At 44.2% G+C, this 14708-nt stretch carries 12 protein-coding genes; 10 read left to right on the top strand and 2 right to left on the bottom strand.

Features of this window, described 5'->3' with window-relative positions; translation table 11 throughout:
• Nucleotides 1-8: 8 nt before the first annotated feature.
• From fmt to M1F65_RS05265, 8 genes are all read left to right on the top strand, one after another.
• On the top strand, nucleotides 9-944 hold the full coding sequence (gene fmt, locus M1F65_RS05300; RefSeq protein WP_042902798.1) for a methionyl-tRNA formyltransferase: 936 nt from the start codon (nucleotides 9-11) through the stop codon (nucleotides 942-944).
• Entirely contained in the window at nucleotides 937-2250 is a 1314-nt protein-coding gene (gene rsmB, locus M1F65_RS05295; RefSeq protein WP_162284850.1) for a 16S rRNA (cytosine(967)-C(5))-methyltransferase RsmB, read from the top strand. Before fmt ends, rsmB begins: the two co-directional genes overlap by 8 nt.
• A 15-nt stretch (nucleotides 2251-2265) precedes the next feature.
• A complete protein-coding gene (locus M1F65_RS05290) occupies nucleotides 2266-3006 on the top strand; it encodes a Stp1/IreP family PP2C-type Ser/Thr phosphatase (protein WP_000401527.1) in 741 nt (246 codons plus the stop codon).
• Nucleotides 3003-4904, top strand: a complete 1902-nt coding sequence (gene pknB, locus M1F65_RS05285) for a Stk1 family PASTA domain-containing Ser/Thr kinase (RefSeq protein WP_084945389.1) — start codon at nucleotides 3003-3005, stop codon at nucleotides 4902-4904. The genes M1F65_RS05290 and pknB overlap by 4 nt, the downstream gene beginning before the upstream one ends.
• Nucleotides 4905-4991: 87 nt before the next feature.
• Nucleotides 4992-5750: a threonine/serine exporter family protein gene (locus tag M1F65_RS05280; protein ID WP_000344540.1), complete on the top strand. Its 759-nt coding sequence runs from the start codon at nucleotides 4992-4994 to the stop codon at nucleotides 5748-5750.
• Between the two features lies 1 nt (nucleotide 5751).
• A complete protein-coding gene (locus tag M1F65_RS05275; RefSeq protein ID WP_000176909.1) occupies nucleotides 5752-6207 on the top strand; it encodes a threonine/serine exporter family protein in 456 nt (151 codons plus the stop codon).
• 118 nt (nucleotides 6208-6325) lie between these two features.
• Entirely contained in the window at nucleotides 6326-7498 is a 1173-nt protein-coding gene (locus M1F65_RS05270) for a hydroxymethylglutaryl-CoA synthase (protein ID WP_025171798.1), read from the top strand.
• On the top strand, nucleotides 7498-8772 hold the full coding sequence (locus M1F65_RS05265; RefSeq protein ID WP_247925600.1) for a hydroxymethylglutaryl-CoA reductase, degradative: 1275 nt from the start codon (nucleotides 7498-7500) through the stop codon (nucleotides 8770-8772). The genes M1F65_RS05270 and M1F65_RS05265 overlap by 1 nt, the downstream gene beginning before the upstream one ends.
• A gap of 34 nt (nucleotides 8773-8806) precedes the next feature.
• Here M1F65_RS05265 and M1F65_RS05260 read toward each other — a convergent pair whose 3' ends face one another.
• Together M1F65_RS05260 and M1F65_RS05255 are read right to left on the bottom strand one after the other, a co-directional pair.
• Nucleotides 8807-9772: a LacI family DNA-binding transcriptional regulator gene (locus M1F65_RS05260; protein WP_049479116.1), complete on the bottom strand. Its 966-nt coding sequence runs from the start codon at nucleotides 9770-9772 to the stop codon at nucleotides 8807-8809.
• Nucleotides 9753-11207, bottom strand: coding sequence for a sucrose-6-phosphate hydrolase (locus M1F65_RS05255; RefSeq protein WP_084910723.1), 1455 nt, complete (start codon nucleotides 11205-11207; stop codon nucleotides 9753-9755). The genes M1F65_RS05260 and M1F65_RS05255 overlap by 20 nt, the downstream gene beginning before the upstream one ends.
• Before the next feature lie 381 nt (nucleotides 11208-11588).
• Here M1F65_RS05255 and M1F65_RS05250 point away from each other — a divergent pair, with 381 nt between their 5' ends.
• Together M1F65_RS05250 and scrK are read left to right on the top strand one after the other, a co-directional pair.
• Nucleotides 11589-13484, top strand: coding sequence for a sucrose-specific PTS transporter subunit IIBC (locus M1F65_RS05250; protein ID WP_247925599.1), 1896 nt, complete (start codon nucleotides 11589-11591; stop codon nucleotides 13482-13484).
• 141 nt (nucleotides 13485-13625) lie between these two features.
• A complete protein-coding gene (gene scrK, locus M1F65_RS05245) occupies nucleotides 13626-14513 on the top strand; it encodes a fructokinase ScrK (RefSeq protein WP_247925598.1) in 888 nt (295 codons plus the stop codon).
• The last annotated feature ends 195 nt before the right edge of the window (nucleotides 14514-14708 follow it).

The following is a 14708-nucleotide window of genomic DNA, read 5'->3' as shown; positions in this document are numbered from 1 at the left end:
GAGAAGAAATGACAAAACTAATCTTTATGGGGACACCTGAATTTTCAGCGACAGTTTTGAAGGGCTTGTTATCAGATGATCGTTACGAGATTCTAGCTGTTGTGACCCAGCCAGACCGCGCTGTCGGCCGTAAAAAAGTGATCCAAGAAACCCCGGTTAAGCAGGCTGCCAAAGAAGCAGGCCTTCCCATCTACCAACCTGAAAAATTATCTGGGAGTCCAGAGATGGAAGACATTATGAAGCTAGGGGCGGATGGGATTATCACTGCTGCTTTTGGGCAGTTTCTCCCAAGTAAACTCCTTGATAGCATGGACTTTGCGGTCAACGTTCACGCATCCCTCCTTCCCAAACACCGTGGTGGCGCGCCCATTCATTATGCCTTGATTAAAGGGGATGAGGAAGCTGGTGTGACCATTATGGAGATGGTTAAGGAAATGGATGCAGGAGATATGATTTCCCGCCGTAGTATTCCTATCACAGATGAGGACAATGTCGGCACCTTGTTTGAAAAATTAGCGCTTGTTGGTCGTGACTTGCTATTGGATACCCTGCCTGCCTATATTGCCGGGGAGATCAAACCTGTGCCTCAGGACCCAAGCCAGGTCACTTTCTCGCCAAATATCAAGCCAGAGGAAGAAAAGTTGGACTGGAATAAGACTAACCGTCAACTCTTCAACCAAATACGTGGCATGAATCCATGGCCTGTTGCTCACACTTTTCTCAAGGGTGATCGCTTTAAGATTTATGAAGCCCTGCCAGTAGAAGGTCAGGGAGCTCCAGGCGAGATCCTGTCTATTGGCAAGAAGGAATTGATTGTCGCAACGGCTGAAGGAGCTCTGTCTCTCAAGCAAGTGCAGCCAGCTGGGAAACCTAAGATGGACATTTCTTCCTTCCTCAACGGAGTCGGACGGACATTGACTGTAGGAGAACGATTTGGTGACTAAAGTAGAAACGGCTAGAAGTCTAGCTCTAGCAGTGCTAGAGGATGTTTTGGTTAACCAAGCATATTCCAATATTGCCTTAAATAAACACCTCAAGGGCACTCAAATCTCAGTAGCAGATAAGGGTTTGGTGACAGAGATTGTCTACGGTACGGTAGCCCGAAAACTGACTCTGGAATGGTACCTGTCCCACTTTATCGAAGACCGGGATAAGCTAGATAACTGGCTCTATATTCTGCTCCTCCTGAGCGCTTACCAACTTCGGTATCTGGATAAGATTCCTAATCACGCTGTTGTTAATGAAGCAGTGGAACTAGCCAAAGCGCGTAAAAAAGGCAGTGAAAAATTAGTCAACGCCGTCCTTCGTCGTATTTTGCGAGAAGGCTGGCCAGACATTGACAGTATCAAACGCAAAAACAAGCGTGATTCCATTGCTTATTCTCTCCCAGTTTGGCTAGTATCTAAGCTCAAGGAAGAGTACGGTGAAGAGAGAGCACAAGCCATCTTTAAAAGTCTCTTGGTGCGCAACAAAGCTAGCATACGGGTGACCAACTTGAGCCGAAAAGAGGAAATCAAAGCTTTGTTAGAGGCGACCGATTCCCCTTTAGCGGCCACTGGTCTGGTCAAGGAGCAAGGCCACTTTGCAGGACATGATTTGTTCGCAGAAGGGGCTATAACCATCCAAGACGAGTCCAGTCAACTGGTTGCTCCGACTCTTGATCTACAAGGTGATGAACAGGTCCTGGATGCCTGTGCGGCTCCTGGTGGGAAAACAGCCCATATGGCTTCTTACCTCACATCTGGTAAGGTGACGGCTTTGGATCTTTATGATCATAAGTTGGACTTGATCCAAGAAAATGCGGAGCGTCTGGGTGTGGCAGATCGAGTGCAAACGCAAAAATTGGATGCCAGAAAGGTGCATGAGTTTTTCGGTCGGGACTCTTTTGATAAGATTTTAGTAGATGCTCCCTGTTCTGGAATTGGACTTTTACGTCGCAAACCAGACATCAAATACAATAAAGAAACATCAGATTTCACATCATTACAGGAAATTCAGCTGGAAATATTAGGTAGTGTTTGTCAAACGCTACGAAAAGGTGGTATAATAACTTATAGTACCTGTACTATTGTCTCTGAGGAGAACTTTCAAGTCGTTGAGGCGTTTTTAGAAAGTCATCCCGAGTTCGAGCAGGTTAAACTAGAACACGAATGTAAAGATATCTTGAAAGATGGCTGCATCCTGATTACTCCTGAATTGTATGGAAGTGATGGATTCTTTATTAGCCAATTTCGCAAGATATCAGAATAGGAAGGAACTGACACAATGGAAATAGCATTATTAACAGATGTTGGTCAGAAACGGACAAATAATCAGGACTATGTCAATCACTTTGTCAACCGAGCAGGACGCACTATGATCATCTTGGCTGACGGGATGGGAGGACACCGTGCAGGAAATATCGCTAGTGAGATGGCGGTAACAGACCTTGGTGTGGCTTGGGTGGATACCCAAATTGACTCAGTCAATGAAGTTCGTGAGTGGTTTGCCCACTACCTGGAGATTGAAAATCAAAAAATTCATCAACTAGGTCAGGACGAAGCTTACAGAGGCATGGGAACAACGCTAGAAGCTGTTGCTTTTATTGACAACCAAGCCATCTATGCTCACATTGGAGATTCTCGTATCGGTTTGATTCGTGGAGAAGAATACCACCAGTTGACGAGTGACCATTCCTTGGTCAACGAATTGCTCAAGGCTGGTCAATTGACTCCAGAAGAAGCAGAAACTCACCCTCAAAAGAATATCATCACCCAGTCTATCGGACAAAAAGATGAAATTCAGCCAGATTTTGGGATGATTACACTGGAGTCAGGAGATTATCTCTTGCTCAATAGTGATGGTTTGACCAATATGATTTCGGCAAGTGAGATTTATGATATCGTAACTAGCGATATTTCCCTAGCAGACAAGGCGGCAACCCTCATTCGTTTTGCTAACAATGCAGGAGGTTTAGACAACATTACGGTTGCCCTTGTTTACATGAACGAGGAGGCAGCAGAATGATCCAAATCGGCAAGATTTTTGCCGGGCGGTATCGGATTGTCAAGCAGATTGGTCGAGGAGGCATGGCAGATGTTTACTTGGCCAAGGATTTGATCCTAGACGGGGAAGAAGTGGCAGTGAAGGTCCTGAGGACCAACTACCAGACGGACCCGATTGCTGTGGCACGTTTCCAGCGTGAAGCGAGGGCCATGGCGGATCTGGACCATCCTCATATCGTTCGGATAACAGATATTGGTGAGGAAGATGGTCAACAGTACCTAGCTATGGAATACGTAGCAGGCCTTGACCTCAAGCGTTATATTAAAGAACACTATCCTCTTTCAAATGAAGAAGCGGTTCGGATTATGGGGCAAATCCTCTTGGCCATGCGCTTAGCCCATACTCGAGGAATCGTTCACCGGGATTTGAAACCTCAAAATATCCTCTTGACACCTGACGGCACAGCTAAGGTCACGGACTTTGGGATTGCCGTAGCCTTTGCGGAGACCAGTCTGACCCAGACAAACTCAATGTTAGGCTCTGTTCATTATTTGTCACCTGAGCAAGCGCGTGGTTCTAAAGCGACCTTCCAGAGTGATATCTATGCAATGGGGATTATCTTCTATGAGATGCTGACGGGACATATCCCTTATGATGGGGATAGTGCGGTTACGATTGCCCTCCAGCATTTCCAGAAACCACTTCCGTCCGTCATAGCTGAAAATCCATCTGTCCCTCAGGCTTTAGAAAATGTTGTCATTAAGGCAACTGCTAAGAAGCTGTCAGATCGTTATCAGTCTGTTTCGGAAATGTATGTAGACTTGTCAACTAGCTTGTCTTATAATCGTCGGAATGAACCGAAACTGGTCTTTGACGATGCGAGTAAGGCAGACACTAAGACTTTACCTAAAGTTCCACAAAGTACACTGACATCGATTCCTAAAGCTCCGGCGCAGGAAGAACGCCCTCAGCCAAAGAAACCAACTCAACCGGTCGCAGAGCCGGCTCCAGCGCCAAAGCCAGCCAAGAAACGAAAGTTTAAGGCTCGCTATATGATTCTTTTGGCCAGTCTTCTATTGGTTGCAGCCTCTTTGGTCTGGATTTTGTCAAGAACACCTGCAACAATTGCCATTCCTGACGTAGCTGGACAAACCGTTGCAGAGGCCAAAGAAGCACTCAAAAAATCCAAGTTTGAAGCTGGTGAAGAGAAATCGGAGGCTAGTGATACAGTAGCGGAAGGACGTGTTATTCGAACGGATCCAGAAGCTGGTAGCGGCCGAAAAGAAGGGACCAAGGTCAATTTGATTGTTTCTTCTGGTAAGCAATCCTTCCAATTGAGCAATTACGTCGGACGCAAGTATACGGATGTTGTAGCTGAACTCAAGGAGAAGAAGGTTCCTGAAAATCTAATCAAGATGGAAGAGGAAGAATCTAATGAAAGCGAACCTGGAATCGTCCTCAGACAGACCCCTGCTTCGGGTTCGACCTATGATCTCTCAAAAGCCACTACGATTACCTTAACAGTGGCTAAGAAGGTGACTAGTGTCAGCATGCCGAACTACATCGGTTCAAGTCTCGAGTTTACAAAGAATAACTTGACTCAGATTGTCGGTGTGAAGGAAGCAAATATTGAGGTTGTAGAAGTATCGACTGCTCCTGAAGGAACGGCAGAAGGAACTGTTGTAAGTCAAACGCCAAGAGCAGGAGAACAGGTTGATCTTGCAAGTACGCGTATCAAACTTTCCATCTACAAACCAAAAACACCACCGTCAACTTCATCCTCTAACCCTGCCCAACGTGGGAACCAGGGTTCTCCTACAAGTCCAAACCAGGGGAACCAACAAGGAAATCAACAAGGGAATACTCCTTCTAGCAGTTCATCTAATAGTGAAGGAACTCACGAAAGTTCTCGAGATTAAACGAATCTTTGTCATGATTTCATGACAAAGATTTTTTTTCACAAGATTTTGTGATAAAATATAGGAAGTAGAAAAAAGGAGGAGAAAATGGACGAATCGAGAGAGTTGAATGCCGTCATTGATGTGATTATGCTAGCAGGAACCATTCTCCTGAAAAGTGGCTCAGAGATTCATCGGGTTGAGGATACTATGATCCGTATTGCCCATTCGCAGGGAATAATGGATTGCAATGTTCTTGCCATGCCCGCAGCTATTTTCTTTTCTATTGAAAATACCAATATTTCTCGGATGAAACGGGTAACCTCATCCTCTTATAACATTGAAAAAGTCTGTGATGTCAACCAAGTATCACGGGAGCTTGTGGGCGGTAAAATCAATCTTTCGACAGCCTTTAAAAAGCTGAAAGAAATCGGCAATCAAGCCCTTCCTTATACCAAGTTCCAAGTAACCGTAGCAGCGACCCTCAGTGCCCCTTTCTTCTCGATTATGTTTGGGGGAAATGTCTATGACGCATTTGGTGCTGCCATTGCGACCTTATTTGGGTTTGCCTTCTCTCTCTATGTCGAGAAGTTTATCCGAATTCCTTTTGTAACAGCCTTTGCGGGTGCCTTTGTTTTCGGATTAATTGCCCAGTTCTGGGCCCGCTATACAGGATTTCCTTCGACAGCAGACCTGATTATAGCAGGAGCGGTCATGCCCTTTGTTCCAGGGATTGCTCTGACAAATGCGGTACGGGATATCATGACCAACCATATCAACTCTGGTATGAGCAAGATGTTTGAATCTTTGCTCATTACCCTCGCTTTAGGGGCAGGCACCTCTGTCGCCCTGGTTTTGATGACATAAGATGACTCTAACAAGTATTTTGCTCCAAGCAGTGGCGAGTTTACTCGCCATTATCACCTTTCTAATCGTACTGAATGTTCAACGCTCCATGCTCCTACCTGGTGGTGTTTTGGGAATGGGCGTTTGGCTCCTCTATCTCGTGCTCAAAGAACCAACCAATGTTATTGTCGCGACCTTTATCGCAGCAGTAATTGGCTCTTGCATCAGTCAGATTTTAAGTATTGTCTATAAGACACCAGCGGTGGTCTTTGTCTTGGCCATTCTTGCCCCCTTGGTGCCGGGTTATTTATCCTATCGAACGACAGCTTTCTTTGTGACAGGCGATTACAGCCATGCTATTGCCAGCGCGACTTTGGTGGTTATGTTAGCTCTTGTTATTTCTATTGGAATGGCAAGTGGAACAGTAATTCTAAAGCTTTATTACTATATCCGAAAACAACGAGGAATTTCTTCCTAATGCAGTAAAAGCAAAGACTTGATTTGTTGAATCAAGTCTTTTTTCTCTCTTTTGTCCCTATTTGTGATAAAATAGAATGAAACGATTTTTTACAATGAATGAAAAAACAGAGGTAAATATGACAATCGGTATTGATAAGATTGGTTTTGCGACCAGTCAATATGTCTTGAAATTACAAGACTTAGCAGAAGTGAGGGGAGTTGACCCCGAAAAATTTAGCAAGGGACTCTTGTTAAATGAAATTAGTATTGCGCCACTGACTGAGGACATTGTTACCTTGGCAGCTAGTGCAAGCAACTCTATCCTCACAGATAAAGAAAAAGAAGAAATCGACATGGTCATTGTGGCGACCGAGTCAGGAATTGACCAGAGTAAGGCAGCGGCAGTCTTTGTTCATGGCCTATTAGGCATTCAGCCTTTCGCCCGTAGCTTTGAAATCAAAGAAGCCTGCTATGGAGCGACAGCTGCCCTTCATTATGCTAAATTGCATGTGGAAAATTCTCCAGAGTCTAAGGTTTTGGTCATTGCCAGTGATATTGCCAAGTATGGTGTAGGAACTCCAGGTGAACCAACTCAGGGTGCTGGAAGTGTAGCGATGCTAATCACCCAGAATCCGCGCATCATGGCCTTTAACAATGATAATGTTGCTCAAACGCGCGACATCATGGATTTCTGGCGTCCAAATTATTCAACGACTCCTTATGTCAATGGTGTTTATTCAACCCAGCAGTATCTGGACAGTCTCACGACAACTTGGGATGAATACAAGAAGCGCTACGATTGGACTATGGATGACTTTGTGGCTATCTGCTTCCACTTGCCTTATCCTAAGTTGGCCCTAAAAGGCTTGCGCAAGATGATGGACAAAACTTTGTCTAAAGAAAAACAGGATAGTTTGCAAGAAAATTTTGATAAGTCCATCCTCTACAGTCAGATGATTGGGAATATCTACACAGGTTCCCTCTTCCTCGGCCTTCTCTCTCTTTTGGAAAATGCAGAGACTTTGAAGGCTGGAGATAAAATTGCCCTCTACAGTTACGGAAGTGGGGCGGTTTCAGAGTTCTTTAGTGGAGAGCTGGTCGAAGACTATGAAGCTTACCTTGATAAGGACCGCTTGAGCAAACTCAAGCAACGTACAGCATTGTCAGTTGCAGACTATGAAAAAGTCTTCTTCGAAGAATTGCAGTTGGATGAGTCTGGCTCAGCTCAATTTGCAGCTTATGAACATCAAGACTATGCCTTGGTGGAGATTGTCGACCACCAACGCCGCTATAGCAAGGTTGAGAAATAATGAAGATAAGTTGGAATGGATTTTCTAAAAAATCATACCATGAGCGCCTTGAGTTATTGCGAGCTCAGGCGCTCCTTAGTCCTGAAAAGCAAACGAGTCTGGAGCAGGATGAACAAGTCAGCTTGGCTATTGCAGACCAGCTGAGTGAAAATGTGGTAGGAACTTTTTCTCTGCCTTATTCGATCATTCCAGAACTTTTGGTGAATGGTCAGGACTACACAGTTCCCTATGTGACAGAAGAACCGTCCGTGGTTGCTGCGGCTAGCTATGCCAGCAAAATCATCAAGCGAGCAGGTGGCTTTACTGCTCAAGTACATGAGCGCCAGATGATCGGTCAGGTAGCCCTTTATCAAGTTGTTGAACCTGAACAAGCGCAAGAGAAGATTGCCAGCAAGAAAGCTGAACTCTTGGAACTTGCCAATCAAGCCTATCCTTCTATCGTCAAACGTGGAGGTGGGGCGCGTGATTTGCATGTAGAGCAGATCAAAGGTGAAACGAATTTTCTCGTTGTTTATCTTCATGCCGATACCCAGGAAGCCATGGGAGCCAATATGCTCAACACCATGCTGGAAGCTTTGAAACCAGTCTTAGAAGAACTCAGTCAGGGACAGAGCCTTATGGGGATCTTGTCCAACTACGCGACCGATTCTCTGGTGACTGCAAGCTGTCGTATCGCCTTTCGCTACTTGAGCCGACAAAAGGATGAATCCAGAGAAATAGCAGAGAAAATAGCCTTGGCTAGCCAGTTTGCGCAGGCTGATCCCTACCGAGCGGCTACCCATAATAAAGGGATTTTTAATGGTATTGATGCCATTTTGATTGCCACTGGTAATGACTGGCGTGCCATCGAAGCTGGAGCCCATGCCTTTGCCAGTCGAGATGGACGCTATCAAGGTCTTAGTCAATGGACGCTGGACACGGAAAGAGAAGAATTGGTTGGTGAGATGACACTACCCATGCCAGTAGCTACTAAGGGTGGCTCTATCGGACTCAACCCACGTGTAGCCCTCAGTCATGAACTACTAGGAAATCCTTCTGCCAAGGAATTAGCTCAGATTATCGTGTCCATCGGTCTTGCCCAAAACTTTGCGGCTCTAAAAGCCTTGGTGAGTACGGGCATCCAGCAAGGCCACATGAAATTGCAGGCCAAATCCTTAGCTCTCCTAGCTGGTGCTAGTGAGTCCGAGGTAGCTCCCCTCGTTGAGCGCCTCATCGCAGATAAAACCTTTAACTTAGAGACAGCCCAGCGCTATCTTGAAAACTTAAGATCATAAAAAACTCAGACGAATTCGTCTGAGTTTTTTGTACTTAAATACTTTTTCCAGGTAATAGGGTGACTGGTAAGAAGTAACCAGTTGTCGCGACCTCTTTGCCTTCAATCTTCTGCAAGAGGAGATCGACAGTGAGTTGGGCAATCTCTTTCATAGGTTGCTTAATCGTTGTCAGGTGAGGATAGTAGTTCTCAATAAAGTAAGTCCCATCATAGCCGATGACCTTGAGCTCATCAGGAACAGAGATACCTAGTTCCTGAGCGATTTTGATCACCAGAATAGCTGTCAGATCATCTGAAGCAAAGATAGCATCTGGTTTCTGATGAGTCAAGATATTCTTGATTTCCATTTCCTTTCTGACGGGAGAAAAGTCACTCGAAACATTGATAATAGGTGCTTTCGGGAGAACAGAGGCAAATCCAGCATGGCGCAGTCCAGTAGGTGAATTCGAGTTATCATTTCCTGTAATCATGATGATAGACTGGGCGCCTGTTTTGACCAAAGTCTGGGCGGCGAGGACCCCGCCACCGTAGTTATCAGAGGAGACGACAGGGATGTCTGGAGACAAGTTTCGGTCAAAGGAAATGATCGGTGCTGTCACACGATTGTAGTCTTCGATTCCCAAGTTGTGACTTCCAGAAATGATACCATCGACCTGGTTGGCCTCCAGCATTTCAATGTACTCTCGTTCTTTTTCAGAGTCGTGTTCGCTGTTACAGATGATGGTCTTGTAGCCATTTTTGAAGAGCTGGTGTTCCAACTTGTCGATCAACTCCGCATAAAAGACATGACTGATGTTAGGAAAAATAAGTCCAATTAACTTGGCAGATTTTCCTTGGAGACTTCGAGCCAGATTGTTGGGCTTGTAGCCTAGTTCTCGCATGGCTTCATTAACCTTTTGAATGGTTTTCTCAGATAGATAACCCTTTTTATTGATGACCCGTGAGACGGTAGTAGGGCTGACGCCTGCAAGTTTTGCGACATCAGTTAGTTTTGCGACCATAATCTAATTCATAGTAAGTTCCGGTTGGATTTCCAGATTTGATGAGGATCCCATTTTGGTCCGCATGTGGGAAGACACGACCAGAAAATACTTTTTCTCCTTTATTGATGAAAATTTCAAAGACTGACTTGTCGATGAAGATAGTGGCAGTAGTAGCTTGGTTATTGATAGGGCAAGAACGAGTTGTACCAAATTCTTGGGCATACTGCTCACCAGCCTGACTACGATCTACTGTCACTTGACCGTTTACAAGGTCAAAGTTGATGGAAAGTCCCTTGCCTTCTTGATCAGCAAGTAAGATAATCTCGCTCTGGCTATTGGCCTCCAAGTTGAGCTCGAGTTCATAGGTGTTGTTGGTTTGAGTACGATTTGAGAAGACCTCTTCAGAAGAACGAAGTTCTTTGATAGCTGCGATAGGGTATTGGTAGAGTTTACCATCTTTGATGGTCAGTTCCTTAACCAGTGAGAGGGCACCTTGATAATCAAATCGATCAGATGGGTAGGCTACATCTGGTAACCCAAGCCAACTTACTGCTAGTGCACGTCCGTCAGGAGCGTTGAAGGCTTGAGTTGCATAGGCTTCGAAACCATAGTCTAGATTATGAAGTTGAGACACATCTACCATTTTAGCGTTTTTAGGATCAAAGGAAACCCCGATTTTGTACATATTTGGAAAGATATTATCGTAGTCTAGAACTTTTTTATCCAATCCTTGTGGACAGTAGAGAAGGACAGGTTGCTCCCCTACAAAGACCAGATTTGGGCATTCCATCATGTAGGCAGTGCGATCGTTAGCGAAGTCAAGGTCGCCAACTGCTTGCCAGTTTGTGTAGTCGTTGTCAACAGCCTTGTAGAGACGGACGAAGCCTTTTTTCTCCAAATCCTGTCCACCGACGATAGCATAGTATTGACCTTTGAAGTTAAAAATTTGCGGGTCGCGGAAGTGGTCAGTAGAGTCAGATGGTTGGCCAATCAAGATTTTGTCAATTTTCGTAATCTTACCATCTTTATCCATCAAAGCACCAATCTGGTAAGGGTGACGAATCCAGTTTTCATCACGGACATTTCCTGTATAAAACAAGAACAAGTTATCGCCAAATTGCATGGCAGAACCAGAGTAGGCACCGTGACTATCCAATGGAGTATCTGGCAAAACTTTGACTCCAGTTTCTGTGAAGTGCACTAAATCATCACTTTCTAGCTGTGCCCAAGATTTTAAACCGTGGGCTGCACCAAAGGGGAAGTTTTGGTAAAAGAGGATCCACTTGCCATCAAAGTAAGAAAAGCCATTTGGGTCGTTGAGAAGTCCTGTTTTTGGCTCAACATGGTAATGAGTATGCCAGGGAGATTGTGCCATCTTTTCCTTTATATGTTGAATTTCTTCTTGCGTCCAATCTTCATAGGGTCTATAACGACGCTCAGTTGTCCATTCCATTTTATCTTTCCTCCATAAGTTCTATTCTATTATTAATAGTAAACGTTTTCGGCAAAAAAAGCAAGTCTTTTATGTTAAAAAAAAGAAAAATATGTCAAACGGTTGCCATAAATCAAGCAAAGGAAATCTAACAAATTTTCACGAAAAAATGAAAGAAAATGTAAATAAAAACCTTGATTCCTCAAGGTTAAAGATATTTTTTTGAGGAAAAAGAGAATTTCCATCAAAAACGAGCAAAAATAATCAGAGAAAAAAGAAAGGAAATAAATAATCCTGCAAAACGCTTGACATATTTTGGAAACATGATAAAATAATAGTCGTAGGGCGGATAAAATCGCTTTCAAACACTTTACAAAATTTTATATAAGGAGATTTTTGCAAATGAACAATCAGGATATTGCAAAAAAAGTCATCGAAGCCCTTGGTGGACGTGAAAATGTCAACAGTGTAGCCCACTGCGCGACTCGTCTACGTGTCATGGTCAAAGATGAAGGAAAAATCAAGAAGGAAGTGATTGAGAACTTGGATAAAGTTCAAGGGGCTTTCTTTAACTCAGGCCAATACCAAATCATCTTTGGGACTGGTACAGTAAACAAGATGTACGACGAAGTGGTTGCACTTGGTTTACCAACATCTTCTAAAGAAGATATGAAAGCAGAAGCTGCTAAACAAGGAAACTGGTTCCAACGTGCTATCCGTACTTTCGGTGACGTCTTTGTACCAATCATTCCAGTTATCGTAGCGACAGGTCTCTTCATGGGTCTTCGTGGTCTCTTGAACGCTCTTGGAATCACACTTCCAGAAGATGTTACCATTTACAGCCAAATCCTCACAGATACAGCCTTCATCATCTTGCCAGGTTTGGTTGTATGGTCAACCTTCCGCGTATTCGGTGGTAACCCAGCCGTTGGTATCGTCCTTGGTATGATGCTCGTATCTGACTCACTTCCAAATGCCTGGGCTGTTGCTTCTGGTGGTGAAGTAACTGCAATGCAGTTCTTCGGATTTATCCCAGTTGTAGGTTTGCAAGGTTCAGTTCTTCCAGCCTTCATCATCGGGGTTGTCGGAGCTAAATTTGAAAAAGCTGTTCGTAAAGTTGTTCCAGATGTACTTGACCTCTTGGTAACACCGTTCGTAACACTCCTTGTAATGTCAATCCTTGGATTGTTTGTTATCGGACCAGTCTTCCACGTTGTTGAAAGTTACATCCTCATTGGAACAAAAGCTATTCTTAACTTGCCATTCGGACTTGGTGGTTTCTTGATTGGTGGAGTTCACCAATTAATCGTCGTATCAGGTGTTCATCACATCTTCAACTTGCTTGAAGTTCAATTGCTTGCTGCTGACCATGCTAACCCATTCAACGCCATCATCACTGCAGCGATGACAGCTCAAGGGGCTGCGACAGTAGCCGTTGGTGTGAAAACTAAAAATCCTAAACTTAAAACACTTGCTTTCCCAGCTGCTCTTTCTGCCTTCCTAGGTATTACTGAGCCTGCTATCTTCGGGGTTAACTTGCGTTTCCGTAAACCATTCTTCCTTTCATTGATTGCTGGTGCAATCGGTGGTGGATTGGCATCTATCCTTGGACTTGCTGGTACTGGTAATGGTATCACAGTCATCCCTGGTACAATGCTTTACATTGGTAACGGACAACTTCTACAATACCTTCTTATGGTAGCTGTATCATTTGTACTTGGTTTTGCTCTTACTTACATGTTTGGTTACGAAGATGAAGTAGAAGAAGTTTCAGGAGCAATTTCTGAAGCTGAAACTGACCGTTTAACAGAAGAAGCAGTAACTGGTACTGTGGTTTCACCTAGCGAAGGTGTTATCCAAACACCAATCGTTGGTGACGTTGTTGCTCTTTCAAATGTGAATGACCCAGTATTCTCAAGTGGAGCTATGGGACAAGGTATCGCCGTGAAACCTAGCCAAGATGTTGTTTATGCACCAGCTGATGCTGAAGTAACAATCGTCTTCCCAACTGGCCATGCTTATGGATTGAGAACAGCTAACGGTGCTGAAATCTTAATTCACGTTGGTATCGATACTGTTTCAATGAACGGTGAAGGATTCAACCATAAAGTTGCCCAAGGTGACAAGGTTAAAGCTGGAGATGTTCTTGGAACATTTGACTCAGCTAAGATTGCTGCTGCAGGTCTGGATAACACAACTATGGTTATCGTAACAAACACTGCGGAATTTGCTTCAGTAAATCCAGTTGCTTCTGGATTAGTTGCTAAGGGTGATGCAATCATCGAAGTTAAAGCTTAATAGATTCATAAAAACGAACAAATGTCATGTTTGTTCGTTTTTGCTTGAATGGTAAAATTTACAGAGGAAAATCTAAAATATTGAGAAATCTAGCCCTTTAAAATGTGCTATAATAGAGAAAACAAAGATAAGAGGTTTATCATGACAAAATTATATGGAAGCTTAGAAGCGGGCGGTACAAAGTTTGTCTGTGCTGTCGGAGATGAAGATTTTAACATTGTAGAAAAAACACAGTTTCCTACAACAACTCCTATCGAGACCATCGATAAAACCATCGAATTCTTTTCAAAATTCGATAATCTTGCAGGTCTTGCCATCGGTTCCTTTGGTCCGATTGATATCGATAAAAACTCAAAAACCTATGGTTTTATCACAACGACTCCAAAACCTCACTGGGCAAATGTAGACCTACTTGGTGCCCTACGTCGCGCCCTCAACGTACCCATGTATTTCACAACGGACGTAAATAGCTCTGCCTATGGTGAAGTGGTTGCTCGTAACAATGCTGGTGGCCGTATCGAAAACTTGGTTTACTACACGATCGGTACAGGGATCGGTGCAGGTGTTATCCAACGTGGTGAGTTTATCGGTGGTGTCGGTCACCCTGAGATGGGTCACTACTATGTAGCCAAACACCCAATGGACGAGGAAAAAGAATTTAATGGCGTTTGTCCTTTCCACAAGGGCTGTTTGGAAGGCTTTGCGGCTGGTCCAAGTCTTGAAGCTCGTACAGGGATTCGTGGTGAAAACATCGAACTCAACAGTTCTGTCTGGGACGTCCAAGCCTACTATATCGCTCAAGCTGCGGTCAATGCTACAGTGACTTTCCGTCCAGACGTCATCGTCTTTGGTGGTGGGGTTATGGCCCAACAACACATGCTGGACCGTGTGCGTGAGAAATTCACAGCTCTTCTCAATGGATACCTACCAGTACCAGATGTGCGTGACTACATCGTGACTCCAGCAGTTGCTGGAAATGGTTCTGCCACACTTGGGAACTTTGTCCTTGCTAAGAGTGTCGCAAAATAAAACAAACAAAAAATCCGCTTGGGAAACCAAACGGATGTTTTGTTTGACGAAAATGTTTTTGAGCCTTTCCTTAAGTGATGACGGACGGTAGCGACTTTCTTCGAAATTCCATACCTAAACTTTGAGCCTAATGTCTCAAAGTTTCCCAACACCTGAAACCATTAAATTTCAGGTGTTTTTATCACGGCGGAAAGG

The sequence above is a fragment of the Streptococcus oralis genome (genome assembly GCF_023109195.1).
GTDB classification, from domain to species: domain Bacteria; phylum Bacillota; class Bacilli; order Lactobacillales; family Streptococcaceae; genus Streptococcus; species Streptococcus oralis_BV.
This window is presented reverse-complemented; position numbering and strand designations above follow the sequence as displayed.

What these genes read in the sequence shown, in the direction of transcription:
- M1F65_RS05250 (WP_247925599.1), top strand. Translation starts at nt 11,589, where the DNA reads ATGAACAATCAGGATATTGCAAAAAAAGTCATCGAAGCCCTTGGTGGA.
- M1F65_RS05290 (WP_000401527.1), top strand. Translation starts at nt 2,266, where the DNA reads ATGGAAATAGCATTATTAACAGATGTTGGTCAGAAACGGACAAATAAT.
- scrK (WP_247925598.1), top strand. Translation starts at nt 13,626, where the DNA reads ATGACAAAATTATATGGAAGCTTAGAAGCGGGCGGTACAAAGTTTGTC.
- M1F65_RS05260 (WP_049479116.1), bottom strand. Translation starts at nt 9,772, where the DNA reads ATGGTCGCAAAACTAACTGATGTCGCAAAACTTGCAGGCGTCAGCCCT.
- M1F65_RS05275 (WP_000176909.1), top strand. Translation starts at nt 5,752, where the DNA reads ATGACTCTAACAAGTATTTTGCTCCAAGCAGTGGCGAGTTTACTCGCC.
- M1F65_RS05280 (WP_000344540.1), top strand. Translation starts at nt 4,992, where the DNA reads ATGGACGAATCGAGAGAGTTGAATGCCGTCATTGATGTGATTATGCTA.
- M1F65_RS05270 (WP_025171798.1), top strand. Translation starts at nt 6,326, where the DNA reads ATGACAATCGGTATTGATAAGATTGGTTTTGCGACCAGTCAATATGTC.
- M1F65_RS05255 (WP_084910723.1), bottom strand. Translation starts at nt 11,207, where the DNA reads ATGGAATGGACAACTGAGCGTCGTTATAGACCCTATGAAGATTGGACG.
- M1F65_RS05265 (WP_247925600.1), top strand. Translation starts at nt 7,498, where the DNA reads ATGAAGATAAGTTGGAATGGATTTTCTAAAAAATCATACCATGAGCGC.
- fmt (WP_042902798.1), top strand. Translation starts at nt 9, where the DNA reads ATGACAAAACTAATCTTTATGGGGACACCTGAATTTTCAGCGACAGTT.
- pknB (WP_084945389.1), top strand. Translation starts at nt 3,003, where the DNA reads ATGATCCAAATCGGCAAGATTTTTGCCGGGCGGTATCGGATTGTCAAG.